The organism is Flavobacterium sp. P3_A6, from assembly GCF_056403035.1.
In genome coordinates, this window is record NZ_JBFUGG010000004.1 from 238996 (window position 1) to 253614 (window position 14619).

At 34.8% G+C, this 14619-nt stretch carries 17 protein-coding genes; all 17 read right to left on the reverse strand.

The genetic code is table 11. The features are described from left to right. Positions 1 to 264: 264 nt before the first annotated feature. The 17 genes from trpA to AC1DVP_RS06455 all read right to left on the reverse strand — a co-directional run bounded on the left by trpA (position 265) and on the right by AC1DVP_RS06455 (position 14445). Positions 265 to 1026: a tryptophan synthase subunit alpha gene (gene trpA, locus AC1DVP_RS06375; protein WP_477182664.1), complete on the reverse strand. Its 762-nt coding sequence runs from the start codon at positions 1024 to 1026 to the stop codon at positions 265 to 267. Positions 1027 to 1060: 34 nt separating this feature from the next. Next, positions 1061 to 1381 carry a gamma-glutamylcyclotransferase family protein gene (locus AC1DVP_RS06380; protein ID WP_477182665.1) on the reverse strand — a complete coding sequence of 107 codons (321 nt, stop codon included), beginning with the start codon at positions 1379 to 1381 and terminating at the stop codon, positions 1061 to 1063. A 157-nt stretch (positions 1382 to 1538) separates the two neighbouring features. Then, positions 1539 to 2720 (reverse strand): tryptophan synthase subunit beta, encoded by a 1182-nt coding sequence (gene trpB / locus AC1DVP_RS06385; protein WP_477182666.1) that lies wholly within the window; start codon positions 2718 to 2720, stop codon positions 1539 to 1541. Between the two features lie 14 nt (positions 2721 to 2734). After that, positions 2735 to 3358 carry a phosphoribosylanthranilate isomerase gene (locus AC1DVP_RS06390; RefSeq protein WP_477182667.1) on the reverse strand — a complete coding sequence of 208 codons (624 nt, stop codon included), beginning with the start codon at positions 3356 to 3358 and terminating at the stop codon, positions 2735 to 2737. Positions 3359 to 3465: 107 nt separating this feature from the next. After that, complete coding sequence (gene trpC, locus AC1DVP_RS06395) at positions 3466 to 4248, reverse strand: indole-3-glycerol phosphate synthase TrpC (protein WP_477182668.1); 783 nt, start codon at positions 4246 to 4248, stop codon at positions 3466 to 3468. A gap of 5 nt (positions 4249 to 4253) precedes the next feature. Then, positions 4254 to 4934 (reverse strand): hypothetical protein, encoded by a 681-nt coding sequence (locus tag AC1DVP_RS06400; protein ID WP_477182669.1) that lies wholly within the window; start codon positions 4932 to 4934, stop codon positions 4254 to 4256. A gap of 4 nt (positions 4935 to 4938) precedes the next feature. Then, the gene (gene trpD / locus AC1DVP_RS06405; protein ID WP_477182670.1) at positions 4939 to 5934 is read right to left on the reverse strand and encodes an anthranilate phosphoribosyltransferase; all 996 of its coding nucleotides are present in this window, start codon (positions 5932 to 5934) and stop codon (positions 4939 to 4941) included. Positions 5935 to 6035: 101 nt separating this feature from the next. Further along, positions 6036 to 6443, reverse strand: a complete 408-nt coding sequence (locus tag AC1DVP_RS06410; protein ID WP_477182671.1) for a GNAT family N-acetyltransferase — start codon at positions 6441 to 6443, stop codon at positions 6036 to 6038. A 6-nt stretch (positions 6444 to 6449) separates the two neighbouring features. Continuing rightward, positions 6450 to 7286: a c-type cytochrome gene (locus AC1DVP_RS06415; protein ID WP_477182672.1), complete on the reverse strand. Its 837-nt coding sequence runs from the start codon at positions 7284 to 7286 to the stop codon at positions 6450 to 6452. Between the two features lie 74 nt (positions 7287 to 7360). Then, positions 7361 to 7927 (reverse strand): anthranilate synthase component II, encoded by a 567-nt coding sequence (locus tag AC1DVP_RS06420; RefSeq protein WP_477182673.1) that lies wholly within the window; start codon positions 7925 to 7927, stop codon positions 7361 to 7363. Between the two features lie 70 nt (positions 7928 to 7997). Beyond that, a complete protein-coding gene (locus AC1DVP_RS06425; RefSeq protein WP_477182674.1) occupies positions 7998 to 9398 on the reverse strand; it encodes an anthranilate synthase component I family protein in 1401 nt (466 codons plus the stop codon). Between the two features lie 287 nt (positions 9399 to 9685). Beyond that, complete coding sequence (locus AC1DVP_RS06430) at positions 9686 to 10255, reverse strand: YceI family protein (protein ID WP_477182675.1); 570 nt, start codon at positions 10253 to 10255, stop codon at positions 9686 to 9688. A gap of 283 nt (positions 10256 to 10538) precedes the next feature. Beyond that, the gene (locus tag AC1DVP_RS06435; protein ID WP_477182676.1) at positions 10539 to 11813 is read right to left on the reverse strand and encodes a hypothetical protein; all 1275 of its coding nucleotides are present in this window, start codon (positions 11811 to 11813) and stop codon (positions 10539 to 10541) included. A gap of 242 nt (positions 11814 to 12055) precedes the next feature. After that, entirely contained in the window at positions 12056 to 12622 is a 567-nt protein-coding gene (locus tag AC1DVP_RS06440; protein WP_477182677.1) for a YceI family protein, read from the reverse strand. A gap of 49 nt (positions 12623 to 12671) precedes the next feature. Then, entirely contained in the window at positions 12672 to 13304 is a 633-nt protein-coding gene (locus tag AC1DVP_RS06445) for an NAD(P)H-dependent oxidoreductase (RefSeq protein ID WP_477182678.1), read from the reverse strand. Between the two features lie 11 nt (positions 13305 to 13315). Further along, positions 13316 to 13771 (reverse strand): MarR family winged helix-turn-helix transcriptional regulator, encoded by a 456-nt coding sequence (locus AC1DVP_RS06450; RefSeq protein ID WP_477182679.1) that lies wholly within the window; start codon positions 13769 to 13771, stop codon positions 13316 to 13318. Positions 13772 to 13983: 212 nt separating this feature from the next. Continuing rightward, positions 13984 to 14445 (reverse strand): SRPBCC family protein, encoded by a 462-nt coding sequence (locus AC1DVP_RS06455; protein ID WP_477182680.1) that lies wholly within the window; start codon positions 14443 to 14445, stop codon positions 13984 to 13986. Positions 14446 to 14619: the final 174 nt, after the last annotated feature.

Genomic DNA, 14619 nt, shown 5'->3' on the forward strand with positions numbered 1-14619 from the left:
CTTGCAGTTTAGATAAAAATGCTCAATTTTAGAATTTATTCATGCCGAGCAAAATATTGGGATTTATCCAATTATTTCTGTATGAAATTAGCATTGACGATTTACACACGAAAAGATTCGTACGGTAGGGGAGGCTTTCGTCAGTAAAAGATGTAAATAAAAGGATGTAATTAATTTTCATCACAAAATGTTTATCATTTTGAAACAAAAAAAGCGGCGTTTAAATTAACTTTAAACGCCGCTTTTTTTATAGTATAATATGATTTATCGAATTGTTTTAACAAATTCTCCTATTTTGTTTGTTCCCTCTTGAGATAGATGTTTGATAAAGGCACTGCCAATAATTGCTCCTTTGGCATATTGTGTGGCTTGATTGAAAGTTTCGGTATTGTTGATTCCGAAGCCAATTACTTGAGGGTTTTTTAGATTCATGTTTGYAATGCGCTCAAAGTAATTTTCCTGAGTGCTTCCAAAACCAGATTGGGAACCTGTAACACTCGCCGAGCTCACCATATAAATAAATCCGCTGGAAACGCTGTCAATAAAACGAATGCGCTCATCCGAAGTTTGTGGCGTAATCAAGAACACATTGATTAATCCGTATTTATCGAAAGTGGCTTTGTATTGTTCAGCATATACATCTACCGGAAGGTCAGGAATGATTAAACCATCAATGCCAATTTCAGCACATTTCCTGCAGAAATTTTCTACACCGTATTGCAGCATCGGGTTAAAATAACCCATTATCACCAGCGGAATATTTACGCTTTTGCGAATGTCCTTTAGCTGGTCAAATAAAATTTGAGTGGTCATTCCGTTGTGCAAAGCGGTTGTCGAACTGGCTTGAATGGTTGGCCCATCGGCCAATGGGTCACTAAATGGTAATCCTATTTCGATCATATCAATACCATTTTTTTCTAAATCCTGAATGATTTGTACAGTATCATTTAAGTTTGGATATCCTGCTGAAAAATAGATGGAAAGTATCTTTTTGTCTTCTTGTAGTTTTTGGCTTATTCTGTTCATTTTTCTTATTTCTTTATAATCTCTTTATTCGTTTCTAAATGGCAGCACTATAAGCCCATGCATTTTGATTGGACTGCAAATGCACTTCTACGCGTTTGTAATGCAGTCCTTCATACAAATCTGTCTGACGGAGTTCACTTTGTGTTACTTCGTATAAGGTACCACTGATGGTGTCATTTGGGTTTTCGGTTTCTTTAATAATAGGGTAGTGCACGATTCCAAATTCTTCTTCAATTTGTATTTCATTTAGTTCATAACCTACTAATATTTCTGGTGTTCCCTCAAGAATACGTCCAAAAAGGTCTTGTTGTACATCCTCATGCTGTAAGGTACCGTAAGCGAATAATTTTTGCATAGAATCTATTTTGAAAATGTTAATAAACTTAAATTTGATGCTTATCTCGAATGCGCGTTAGGGATGGCAGTGAAGCTCTTTTTTGAGGCGATTTTTTTCGCCTCAAAAAAAGCGGGAACGTACAGCCCGACCCTTGGGGAACGCCCAAATTATTTTATCATAATTTGAAATAATCAATATAGTTGTCTAAATCTTTGTCGCCACGACCTGAAAGACTAATCACGACAATATCTGTTGGTTTGAATTTTTTCTGATCTAAAACTGCAAAAGCATGTGCGCTTTCTATGGCTGGAATAATTCCTTCTAATTTGGTAAGCTGTAAACCTGCGTTCATGGCTTCATCATCGGTTACCGAAAAGAATTCGCCACGGCCAGTCTGTGCCAAATGGGCGTGCATAGGACCAACTCCAGGGTAATCAAGCCCTGCCGAAATCGAATACGGTTCGGTAATCTGGCCGTCGGGTGTTTGCATAAGCAGGGTTTTGCAACCGTGAATAATACCTACTTTCCCCAGTTTACTAGTCGCTGCGCTATGTCCGCTGTTAACGCCTTTTCCAGCAGCTTCGGCAGCAATAATTCCAACTTCCGGTTCGTGCAAAAAGTGATAATAGGTTCCTGCGGCATTACTACCGCCACCAATGCAAGCAACAACATAATCGGGGTTTTCGCGACCTTCTTTTTCTTTTAGCTGCCATTTGATTTCTTCGGAAATGATGCTTTGAAAACGGGTTACCATATCGGGATAAGGATGTGGTCCAATGGCCGATCCAATGATATAATGGGTATCGACAGGATTGTTGATCCAATCTCGGATGGCTTCGTTGGTGGCGTCTTTTAAAGTTCTGGAACCCGAAAGTGCTGGACGAACTTCCGCACCCAGCATTTTCATGCGGGCAACATTTGGTGCTTGGCGGGCAATGTCGATTTCGCCCATGTATACGATACATTCCATGCCCATTAAGGCACAAACTGTTGCTGTTGCTACTCCATGCTGACCTGCACCAGTTTCGGCAATGATTCGTTTTTTGCCCAAACGTTTTGCAACTAATATCTGTCCAATGGTGTTGTTTACTTTATGTGCGCCTGTATGGTTTAAATCTTCTCTTTTGAGATAGATTTTGGTATTGTATTTTTCAGAAAGCCTTTTGGCAAAATACAATGGGCTAGGACGCCCTACATAATCTTTTAACAATTGGTTAAACTCAGCTTTAAAGTCTGGTTCGGCTGTGATTTCTAAATATTTTTGGCGTAATTCTTCTACGTTTGGATATAACATTTCGGGAATGTAAGCTCCTCCAAATTCTCCGTAATATCCTTTTTCGTTGACGTTATATGACATTTTATTTTATTTTTTTATTGTTGGGACAATTCGCGAATTGTCTTTACAAGATTTATATTTTTTAATCCTGGTTCAATTTCAAATTTACTGTTTATATCAATTGCATAAATAGGTAAATTGGTTTTCAAAATTTCGTTTACGGCATCAAATTCTTCGATTCCAATTCCGCCGCTAAGGAAGAATGGTTTTGTGGAAGGATAGCTGCTTAATATTTTCCAGTCAAAAGTGGTTCCGTTACCGCCGGGTAATTTTCCTTTGGTGTCAAAAAGGAAATAATCAGAAACGGTTTCATAAGGTTCCAAAATGCTAAAATCAAAATTTTCGTCAGCCGAAAACACTTTGATAATTTCAATAGAAGTAGCTAATTTAGTTTTTATTTCCTTACAAAATGCGGCCGATTCCTGACCGTGCAGCTGAATGGCCTGTAAATTGTATTTTGTTATTTTCTCTTCAATTACCGGAATGCTTTCGTTGACAAAAACTCCTGTTTTTTTAATTGATTTTGGCAATTCCGGCATATCTCCGTCAAAATAGCGAGCCGATTTAGGCCAAAATATAAATCCCATATAATCGGGCAGGAGCGAACCTACTTCGAGTATATTGTCGGGATATTTCATGCCGCAGATTTTGAGTTTCATTTTTTTTAAGTTTTTGATACAAATTTCACAAATTAGCACGAATTCAATTTGTGAAAATTTACTTCGTCCGTTCGCTATTGCTCGGTTGAGAAATCTGTGTTTTATTTTTATTTTAACTGTTGAATAAATTCTTTGGCAGCTTTACCAGCATCATCGGTTTTCATAAAATTTTCTCCAATCAAGAATCCTTTGTAGCCGTATGGTTTCAGTTCGTTAATAGCATCGATTGACGAAATACCGCTTTCGGAAACTTTGACGAATTCATCTGGAATTTTTGAAGCCAGTTCTTTGCTGAAATCTAAACTTACTTCAAAAGTTTTCAGGTTTCTATTGTTTACGCCAATCATATCCAGTGTCGGCATAATCGATTTTTCCAGTTCTTCGAGATTGTGCACTTCCAATAGTACTTCCAATCCTAAACCTTTTGCAAATTCAGATAATGATTTGATTTCTTCTCTAGTCAAAACGGCGGCAATTAATAAAATCAAATCGGCTCCATGGGCTTTGGCTTCCAGGATTTGGTATTCATCTATAATAAATTCTTTTCGCAAAAGCGGAATGTTTACCGAGGCTCTAGCCAAAAGCAAATCGTCCAAAGAACCGCCAAAATATTTTCCATCCGTCAAAACCGAAATCCCGCAGGCACCAGCACTTTCATATCCTTTTACTACTTCTTCAACAGTGAAATTCTGGTTGATAATTACTTTTGAAGGTGAGCGGCGCTTGTGTTCCGCAATGATTCCGGAGTTGCTGTTTTTTAAATTTTGGCTTAAAGAAATGGTTTGTTTGCCAAAGAAAACCGAAGCCTCCAACTGCGAAACCGGAATGATGGATTTCTTGAGAACCACTTCTCTTTTTTTGTCGATTATAATTTTATCTAAAATATTCATTTTATTTATTTTCTTTTAATAACTAACATTTGGTTTCCGTTTTTCTGAAATTCGTAGTCAGAAGATTCAATTTTTACATCGAAATCGGATTCAAAATGACTGATGACGCCTTCTAAAACCTCCGATCTTTCTGCATTTAAATTCAATATCGGAAATATTCTTATTTCTTTGCTTATCCGGAGCATTTCGGTAATGGATTGAATGTGAAAGTCTAATCCTAATTGTGAATACAGTATCAAAAAGTGGGAACTTAACCCCAAATCAAATGCTGCAGTATCATATTTTGTTGAATTTGGTAACTCGTGGTACACATATCTTTGCTGTTCTTTTCCTAATTCAAAATCATCAACAAATTTAGACATCGCCCCCATACGAATCCGTTCCAATTCATCAATGCTTTTTATATTTTTCCAAACGAATTTTTCCTGATTCGTTCTCATTTGTTCCATGACAGTTTCTTTGGTTTCGTCAATTCGCTGTTTTAATTCTGCTTTTGTGAATTGATAAATTAAATCCAAGGAGATCACTTTTTTACCAAGCTGTTTCATTTCCGAATTGAAACTTGCGGGACCGTCTCCCAAACTGATGATTTTGCTGTTCAAATCAGAATCCGTCAGTTTGAAAATTTTAGTGTATTCTTCTAAACTTCGCCCCCATGGAACTGCATTTTTTAATTCAAAAGCCATGATTTTAATTTTTGCTTAAATCTTGTACAGTTTTTAACGCTGTCAATCCTTTTCCGGAAAGTAAGCTTTCTTTGGCTAATTCAAAACCTTCTAGAGGCGAGCATTTGGTAACCGTTGCAATTGCTATTCCGGCATTGGCACAAACGACATTGTTTTGGGCTTCGTTTCCTTTTCCAGAAATGATATTCATAAACATTTCAGCTGATTCATCGATGGTTTTTCCTCCTTCAATTTCGCTTTGTTCCAAAAGGCGGACACCAAAATCAGCAGGATTCAGCATTCTTTCTTGAGTGCTGGTAATGATTTTTGTTGGTCCCGTCAAAGATACTTCGTCATAACCGTCTAGCGAATGTAAAATCGTAAAATTCACATTAGTATTTTGGTATAAATAACTGTACATTCTGGCCAATTCGAGGTTGAATACACCTACCAATTGGTTTTGCGGAAACGATGGATTTACCATTGGGCCGAGCATATTGAAAAAGGTTTTAACTCCCAGTTCTTTTCGGATAGGACCCACATTTTTCATCGCTGGGTGGAATAACGGTGCATGCAGAATGGCAATTCCGGCTTTGTCAATGCATTTTTTAATAAATTCACCATCGTTGCTGAATTTTACTCCCAATTTCTCCATCACGTTACTGGAACCCGAAATAGAGGAGACTCCGTAATTTCCATGTTTGGCGACTTTTATACCTGCTCCTGCGGACACAAAAGAGGCTAAAGTCGAAATGTTGAAAGTGTCTTTTCCGTCACCTCCCGTACCGCACAAATCGATGGTGTTGTAATCGGATAAATCAATCCGAATGCACAATTCCAAAAGCGCTTCCCTGAATCCCGCCAATTCTTCGATGCTGATGCTTCGCATCATATATACGGTCAAAAAGGCCGAAATCTGACTTGGATTGTAACTCCCGCTGGAGATATTTACCAATACGTTTTTGGCTTCCTCTTTGGAGAGAATTTCGTGGTTGATTAATCTGTTTAATATGTTTTTCATTTTTTTTAAAGATGCTAAGTTTCTAAGTGACTAAGATTCTAAGTTTTATATTTATAGACAGATACTGCCGACTAAATACTGAAAACTGTTTACTCCTCTTATCAGTGTTCATTTCCTTGATAAATCCACATTGGTTCTGTGTTTCCGGCACGTTCAAAACCATTTTTTTTATAAAAATCCACAGCTTTTCCATCGGCAGTGAGCATTTGCATATGAAAATATTGATATTTCTCCTGCATTTTGTCAACAATCATTTTTCCAATTCCTTTTCCCTGATATTCAGGAAGGACTAATAAATGAGGATAATACACAGTTAAATGTCCGTCAGAAATAGCATTTCCAAGCCCGACTAATTTGTTGTCTTCCCAAGCCGTAATTAAAGTTTCGGAATTCATCAGCCCATTGTATAATTGCGTTGGTTTATTAGCCGAACTCCAATTATTTGCAAGATAAAGAGTTAATATTTCTTCAATAGGTATGTCTCTTGTGTCGGAAATTTGTATGCTCATTTCGATTTATATTTTCTTTTTGTTTTTAGACATATATTTTAAATAATCGACAATCTCCTGAGATTGTTGTTTTGTGATTCCGAGTGCTGGCATTTTGACTTTGTGTCTGAAAGAAGCTGGATCTACAATATAATCTACCAATTCAGTTTCTTTCCAATACTCGGTTACGTTTTTGGGATAATTTAATTCAGGTCCCATTTCGCCTCCAATTCCGTTTATGGCATGACAAGTGATACACTGTTTTTGAAATAATGCGAATCCTTTCATTGCTGTTTCATCATTTCTTGGTTGTAAGGCTTCAATGTTTTTGTTTTTCGATTCAAAGCGAAATTTGATAACGTTGTAAGGCCATTTGTATTCCTGATTATCTTCAGAAACTGATGTATAAACTAAATAAAAAGGGTCGGCATTCATCTCGTTTCCGTTTTTGACAATTTTTTCCCAATTGGAACCTTTAGGAGAGTTAACATCTTTGAAAGCCAGAAAAGCGTTTGTTTTCAAAAACAATTCAAGAGGCATTTCGGGTTTATAACCATCGATGCATTCAAAAACTATTAGCGTATTCTTTATGTCAACTTTTGATAAATCAATTTCATTTTTTAAAAGTTCTAATGCGTTTACGGCTTGATACTTCTTTGTTTTATGATAAACGGGGTCGTTAATGACAGTGATAACAGTATCTTTTCCCAGTTTGTTTTTTGATTGCAAATCCACCAAATCCAAAACAATTTCGGACTGGATATTAACTTGCGATTCTATTTTTTGCTCCTTTTGTTGATTACAGGAAAGGAAGCTAAAAATAAAAAAGCAAGAAAGGAAAAGATGGATTTTGACTTTTTTCATTTTTTTTTTAACCACTAAGAACACATTGAAGATACAAAGTTTACTGTTTTTTATTTAAACGTTTGTGCTGATTACTAACTTTTTACCCAGTTTTCCAAAATCTTTTTTCCGTTTGGAGTCAGTACGCTTTCAGGATGAAATTGCACGCCTCGCACATCGTAAGTTTTGTGTCTCAGCGACATTACCTGTCCGTTTTCGTCAAATGAAGTGGCTTCCAATACATCGGGTAAATTGCTGTCGACTACCCAAGAATGGTAACGGCCAACTTCAAACTCTTTACCTAAACCTTCAAATAAAAGCTCATCGTCAACAACTGTTTTTACAGGTGTTGCAACTCCGTGATACACTTTGTCTAAGTTGGAAAGCGTCCCTCCAAAAACTTCTCCGATGGCTTGCTGACCAAGACACACTCCAAAAATACTTTTGGTCGGCGCATATTTTTGGATAACGGCTTTCAATAATCCGGCTTCGTCTGGGATTCCTGGTCCCGGAGAAAGCAAAATTTTATCAAAAACAGCAATTTCGTCAATATCAAATTCATCGTTTCTGTAAACGGTAACTTCGCAGTTTAAATCTTCCAGATAATGCACTAAATTATAAGTGAAACTATCGTAATTGTCTATAACTAATATTTTTTTCATTTTATTTAATGATTTAAAGATTGAGAAATTTAAAGATTGGGAATTTTTCAATCATTCAATTTTTTAATTTTTAAATTGTCTCTGCTAAATCCAATGCTTTATTCAAAGCTAGTAATTTATTGTAAACTTCCTGCATTTCACTTTCTTCGTCTGAACTGACTACGATTCCGGCACCGGCTTGGGAGTGTAATTGATGGTTTTTGCTCAAGAAAGTTCGAATCATAATGGCATGGTTAAAGTTACCTTCAAAATCCATAAAACCGATGGCGCCTCCATAAAAATTACGGTTTGTCTTTTCGTAATCTTCTATCAACTGCATCGCTCTGTGTTTTGGCGCTCCGCTCAAAGTTCCTGCTGGAAAAGTATCGGCTACTACTTGCATAGTTGTGGCTTTTTCGTGTAAATGGCCCGTTACTTTGGAAACCAAATGGATTACGTGGGAGAAAAACTGAATTTCCCTGTATTTTTCTACTTGCACTGCATGTCCGTTTCGGCTTAAATCATTTCGAGCCAAATCAACCAGCATTACGTGTTCGCTGTTTTCTTTTTTGTCTTCCGATAATTTTTTGGCTAGTACAGCGTCTTGTTCATCATCACCTGTTCGTTTGAAGGTACCTGCTATGGGATGGATTTCTGCCTTACGGTTTTTTACGATGATTTGTGCTTCGGGTGAAGAACCGAAAATTTTGAAATCGCCATAGTCAAAAAAGAATAGGTACGGGGATGGGTTGATGCTTCTTAAAGCTCTGTAAACATTAAACTCGTCGCCTTTGAATCCTTGGGTAAATCTTCTGGATAAAACCAATTGGAACACATCGCCACGGAAACAATGCTTTTTAGCCAAAGCCACATTTTGTTTAAATTCTTCATCGGTTAGGTTCGAAAAACCTTCGCCTTCTTTGGAGAATTTATATGAAGCGATGTTTCTGGACTGCATTAACTGCTCAATTTCGGAGATATTGTTTTTTCCGTCAAGGTTATGGCAGAAAATATACGCTTCGTTTTTGAAATGGTTAATGGCAATGATGTTTTGGTAAACTGCATAAAACACATCGGGAATTGAATTGCTGTTTTCTTTTTTTGCAATAGTTACTTTTTCGAAATAGCGAACAGCATCATATGAGATGTATCCAAATAAACCATTGTTTATAAATTTGAAAGCGGTTTTATCAGATTGAAATTGTCCCGAAAAGTTTTGGATGATTTCAGGAATATCGGTTTTTGCATCAATAGCAATAGTTTCAGATGTTCCGTCAGGGTAGTTTTTGGAGATAATTTCGTTTTCTATTTTTATCGAAGCGATTGGATTACAGCAGATATAGGAAAAGCTATTGTCATTTCCATGATAATCACTGCTTTCCAGCAATAAACTATTGGGAAATTTATCTCTTATTTTGAAATAGATACTCACCGGAGTAATCGTATCGGCAAGGATTTGTTTGTAGCTGGTTTGCAGTTTATAGGTTTTCATGCTTTATGTTGCTTTTGATTCAATGGATTTTTTAAATTTTTCCTCATTTTGCTAAATGAAAAAAGGCCTGTCGTGATGACAAGCCTTTTTATATTTATAGTTCAAATAATACTATAGGAGCTTAGTTCACGACGTTTGACGTAAATTATTCCACCACCAAGTATTGTTTGTTATTGTTATCATGTTTTGTTTTCTTATTTGCAAATATATAAATGATATTTGTTTTGACAAAAAATATGAAATAAAAAAAAAGATATTTTTTTTGAATTTTTGTTAAATTACAATGGTTAAAACACTAAAGTTACATTTAATTCAAAATCATCGTAAATTGTCTTATCCCCTAAGTCGTCAAAATAACTGCCTGAGCCATATTTAATGTCATATTTGGTCCGATTAATATTTAATGAGGCTGTGGCTTTGTTTTTTCCAACTATAGCCAAATCAAATTGTATAGGGTTTGTAATCCCTTTTATGGTTAAATCGGCATTAATGAGATAGGTGTTGTTTCCCTTGCTGGCAATACTTTTAAAGGTTAACATCGAAGTGGTGTAATTTGCAGTGTTGAAAAAATCTTCCGATTTTAAATGACCTTCCAGTTTTTGTTTAGAACTGCCTGTTTGATCAGTATTCGATAAGCTAGTCATATCTGCAGTAAAACTTCCTCCTGCTAATTTGTTGTCTTTAAAAACAAGATAACCGTCCTTAAATTTGACGCTTCCTTCATGTTCACCCGTTATTTTTTTTCCTACCCAATTAATGCTGCTCTTTGCTACATCAATTTTAGAAGTTTGTGCATTTCCTTTGTGAAAGGAAAACAGAATCAGTAAAACAATGCTAAGTGATTTTAATTTGCTCATATTTTATAAATTAAATTAATAAAAAAGTAAATAAATTGTAGGCTGATTTTATCTTGATAAAAAAAACGAAATCGATTGAATTATGATTGCGGTATGCGTTTGATTCTAAATGTTTTTATAAAGTTAATTTAAAATTTTGTATTTCAGTTACTTTCAATCTATTATTTTGCTGTGGTTTTTTAATGTTAATAGAATATTTAAAGTGTTGTTTAAATCATGATTTTACATTGTTAAGTAACAAAAAAGCCCGATAAAATATCGGGCTTTAAAGTTAAGAATTCAATTATTTACTCACTATTGGATTTGTGTTTTTGGTTCTAAAATCGGGTAAGTTTTTAACATCCGATTGAATGAATAATTCAGTATTGGTGAATTTTGTAATATCTAATGAGAAGGTGTCACTGTTGTACCAATTACTTAATTCGGAATTATAGTTGGGGCTTTCGCTTAAAACCACACCGCCACATCGGTTAATCTGTATTCCTTGGATGTTGATTTTTGCTAAATTAGCAGGGAATGCGGCTATTTTGTTTTCGAGTAAAACACAGCTGCTAAAACCATCTATAATACTGTTAATGATATTAAAATAGCTTTTTTCTTTGATATAAACCGCTTCTCTAACCAGTCCCTGATTGTTGTCTTCGGTATTTATCAATGTCATGTTGCTGGCTGTAATTTTGGTTAGTTTTTTTGTTATATCTGCATTTTCAATTTTATCGTATGAATCAATTTCAAAACAGCGTGAACCTGATATGTCCGAAGAATATGGATTACGAATAGCTATACTATTGGAAATAGTACATTGAACACCTTGAGTAAAATCAAAATCATCATCGGTTGCTCTAAACGAAATCAGATTGCTAAAATTAACATCACCTCCATAAGATTCGAATGAATCATCATTTGAAAAACTAATTTGAATGAATTCAAACTTAGTGCCTCTTCCGACGCCGCCCAATGATAATCCGTTCAATTCTTTAAGAGCATTGATTTTGTGGCCTGAATATTCGATACGGACATATTTTAAAATACCCGAATTGCTGTTTGGGTCTTGTCCTCCATAATAACTGACAGCTGGATCTAAATTGAAATCTAAAAAACTAACGCCTCCAATTTTATTGATAGGAGCTTCGCCTAATATAATAATGCCTCCCCAATCGCCTGGTTTTCTCATTAAATTAGAATTGTTTGAAGTAAAAACAATAGGTTCGGCAACGGTGCCTTCGGCCATAAGTTTACAGCCTTTGGTGATAACAAGAGTTCCACAGGATTCTTTATCGCCTCTAATGACTGTTCCAGGTTCTATTGTTAAAACAGCTTTATTAGTTACATAGACAGTTCCAATTAATTTGTACGTATTGTTTTTAGTCAATTTTAGGTCTTTGTCTATGGTACCTGTTAGTATTTGGTTGGCTTCATTATATATGGTAGTGCTTGGTTTAAAATTTGTCCAATTGTTCATCCAGTTGGTGTCGCCAGTAATTCCTTTTATTTGTTGGGCATTCAATAAGGTAATAGAAAATAAAATGATAATGACTGCCAGTAGTTTTGCTTTCATAACGCTAATAGTTGTGGTTTTTTTGTTTTTTTAATCCTTTAGTTTTGTTTTCAAAATTACCGGAACAATGTCTTAGACGTATTTTCTTAATGTTATCGATTTATGATTTTTGAGTTAATATTTTTCTGTATATGTTCGCAAGGAGCTGGCTGTTCATAATATTTTTTTGAGCTGATTTTAGCGTAAAAAAAATACCCCCAGCAAAAAATGCTGAGGGTACTTTCCATTATTGAATTCTAAAATTAAAAGTTCAAGTTTACGGTTAATTCAAATTCATCATAGATAGCTTTGTCACCAATGCTTTCGAAGAATGATTTAGAATTGTATTTAATATCGTATTTAGTACGGTCTACATTAAAAGCTGTAGTAGCAGTTTTTCCTTTTACAGTGATGTCAAATGTTACAGGTTTAGTGATTCCTTTGATAGTCAAATCAGCAGTTACAGTGTATACGTCTTTTGCTTTTACAGCAATAGTTTTGAAAACTAAAGTTGAAGTTGGGAATTTTTCAGTTCCAAAGAAATCTTCTGATTTCAAGTGACCGTTTAATTTTCCTAAGTATTCACCTGTAAGATCTGTAGCTGTCAAAGATGTCATATCAACAGTAAAAGACCCTCCTGTTAGTGCATTTTTTTTGAATACTAGAGCGCCGCTTTTAAAAGCTACAGTTCCAGAGTGCTGACCTGTTACTTTTTTTCCAACCCAGTTAATGCTGCTTTTAGCTACATCAATTTTTTTAGTTTGTGCAGTTACTGCTAATGTGGACAATGCTACTACGAATGCTAAGGCGATAGTTTTTAAATTTTTCATGTTTTAATTTGTTTAAAATGATTTAATTATGAATTAGTAATTATTAAGATTATAAAGTGATAAATAGTTCTTCTTGTGATTTTCTGACTTTTTTGTAAAATTGGGTAGTGTCTTCTTCATGACGGTATCCAATTGTTGCAATAAGAGAAGCATTAAGATTTAGTTTGTCTAGACCTAATATTTCATTTACCTGAGCAGGGACAAAACCTTCCATTGGAGTTACGTCAATTTTTAGTTCGGCAGCGGCATTTAGTAAGTTTCCTAATGCTAAATACGTTTGTTTTGATGTCCAAACATTTTTGATTGCAGGTTCCAAAGTTGATATTTTAGATTTCATAAAATCGCCGTATCCAGCCAATGCTTCAAGAGGAGTTTCTCTTTCAACGCTAATGGCATTTAAAAATTCATCAATAGCTTCATCTCCAATATTTGTATCATTTGCAAAAATGAATAAATGTGATGCATCTACTATTTGGGTTTGTCCCCAAGCAGCTGGCTGAAGCTGTGCTCTTAATTCTGGATTTTCTACGATGATTACTTTGTAAGGCTGTAATCCGTATGAAGAAGAACTCAATCGAATAGCTTCTTTTAAGGTATTTAAGTCTTCTGCTGAGACTTTTTTAGTTGCATCAAATTTCTTTGTTGCGTATCTCCAATTTTGATTGTTCAAAAAATTACTCATGATTATTTAATTTATTTGGTTCTGTATTTTTCTAGTAATGTATTCAGTTGTTCTAATTCTTGGTTATTTAAATTTTTGGCAAAAAAATCTTCGTGTTCTTTTACTTTAGGATCTAGTTCAGCTAATAAATCAAGACCTTTTTGGGTAATTAATACTTCAATTTTTCTTCGGTTATCCGGACAAACGTTACGTGTAACTAAATCTTTCAATAATAATTTATCTACTAATCGCGTTGTATTGCTCGTTTTGGCCAACATCCTTTCCTGTATAATGCACATATTAGCAGGACAACCTTTTTGGCCTCTTAATATTCGTAATACATTAAATTGTTCTCCTGATATATCATAAGGTTTTATGATGTCATTAAAACGTTCTGTAATTACGTTTACAGTGTACATTATATTCAAAACAATTTGTTTTGATTTGCTATATTCAACCTTGCTTTTTAATTCATCTTCAATCTTCATAGCTAGTCAATCTTTATTTGTTGGTACAAATGTAACACATTTTATATTTGTATATACAAATGTTAGAGTTAATTTTTTGTTAAGAAAAGATGATGAAATAACATCCATAAATAATTCAAAGACTGCTATAACAGGAACGGAGCCTAGTAAAATAAGGATTTTCAATTACAATAGGAGTGTATTAAAACAAAGAAGTTCTTATTCATTCTATGTTACATAGCCATTACTTTTAATTCATTTTCAAGCCTGTCAAAGTTTTCTTCATTTTTATCGACTACAAATGGCTTCAATTTATTGCATTCTTCGGCTGAATTAAAAAGCATTTTAAAAACAATTTTTGTTTTTTTGCCGGACACTTCTTCAAATGTTGCCAGTATTTGAAATAATGGTTTAGAATGGCGTTTCCAAGCTATTAATGAAGGTTTTTCTATTTTGATAAACTCACATTCATTAGGATAATTTCCTTTGTCTGGGCCGTGCATAATAAAGCTCCATTTTCCGCCTACCCGGAAATCAAATTCATTAAAAGTATTTGTGAAACCTGCTGGTCCCCACCATTTTTTTAAATGTTCAGGTTCTGTCCAGGCACGATAGACAAGTTCTCTTGATGCGTTTACAATTCTGGAACTGACTATTTCGCTGTCTGGGGTTGTTATTGTAATTTCTGTTGCCATTTACATTTGTTTTAGTATTATCGTCAGTTTAAAATAGATTGTCTCTAAAATTGATGACTTAGAGAAAGTTTTTTTAATAATACTAAGGTATAAAATAAATAGGATATAGAATTTTGATATGGATTAATACTGTTGTGGCCGCAAGAGGGATAGCGCCAAATTACCGAAGTAATG

What these genes read in the sequence shown, in the direction of transcription:
- AC1DVP_RS06420 (WP_477182673.1), bottom strand. Translation starts at nt 7,927, where the DNA reads ATGAAAAAAATATTAGTTATAGACAATTACGATAGTTTCACTTATAAT.
- AC1DVP_RS06390 (WP_477182667.1), bottom strand. Translation starts at nt 3,358, where the DNA reads ATGAAACTCAAAATCTGCGGCATGAAATATCCCGACAATATACTCGAA.
- AC1DVP_RS06400 (WP_477182669.1), bottom strand. Translation starts at nt 4,934, where the DNA reads ATGGCTTTTGAATTAAAAAATGCAGTTCCATGGGGGCGAAGTTTAGAA.
- trpB (WP_477182666.1), bottom strand. Translation starts at nt 2,720, where the DNA reads ATGTCATATAACGTCAACGAAAAAGGATATTACGGAGAATTTGGAGGA.
- AC1DVP_RS06445 (WP_477182678.1), bottom strand. Translation starts at nt 13,304, where the DNA reads ATGAGTAATTTTTTGAACAATCAAAATTGGAGATACGCAACAAAGAAA.
- AC1DVP_RS06450 (WP_477182679.1), bottom strand. Translation starts at nt 13,771, where the DNA reads ATGAAGATTGAAGATGAATTAAAAAGCAAGGTTGAATATAGCAAATCA.
- AC1DVP_RS06430 (WP_477182675.1), bottom strand. Translation starts at nt 10,255, where the DNA reads ATGAGCAAATTAAAATCACTTAGCATTGTTTTACTGATTCTGTTTTCC.
- AC1DVP_RS06440 (WP_477182677.1), bottom strand. Translation starts at nt 12,622, where the DNA reads ATGAAAAATTTAAAAACTATCGCCTTAGCATTCGTAGTAGCATTGTCC.
- AC1DVP_RS06455 (WP_477182680.1), bottom strand. Translation starts at nt 14,445, where the DNA reads ATGGCAACAGAAATTACAATAACAACCCCAGACAGCGAAATAGTCAGT.
- AC1DVP_RS06435 (WP_477182676.1), bottom strand. Translation starts at nt 11,813, where the DNA reads ATGAAAGCAAAACTACTGGCAGTCATTATCATTTTATTTTCTATTACC.
- AC1DVP_RS06410 (WP_477182671.1), bottom strand. Translation starts at nt 6,443, where the DNA reads ATGAGCATACAAATTTCCGACACAAGAGACATACCTATTGAAGAAATA.
- trpD (WP_477182670.1), bottom strand. Translation starts at nt 5,934, where the DNA reads ATGAAAAACATATTAAACAGATTAATCAACCACGAAATTCTCTCCAAA.
- AC1DVP_RS06380 (WP_477182665.1), bottom strand. Translation starts at nt 1,381, where the DNA reads ATGCAAAAATTATTCGCTTACGGTACCTTACAGCATGAGGATGTACAA.
- AC1DVP_RS06425 (WP_477182674.1), bottom strand. Translation starts at nt 9,398, where the DNA reads ATGAAAACCTATAAACTGCAAACCAGCTACAAACAAATCCTTGCCGAT.
- trpC (WP_477182668.1), bottom strand. Translation starts at nt 4,248, where the DNA reads ATGAATATTTTAGATAAAATTATAATCGACAAAAAAAGAGAAGTGGTT.
- AC1DVP_RS06415 (WP_477182672.1), bottom strand. Translation starts at nt 7,286, where the DNA reads ATGAAAAAAGTCAAAATCCATCTTTTCCTTTCTTGCTTTTTTATTTTT.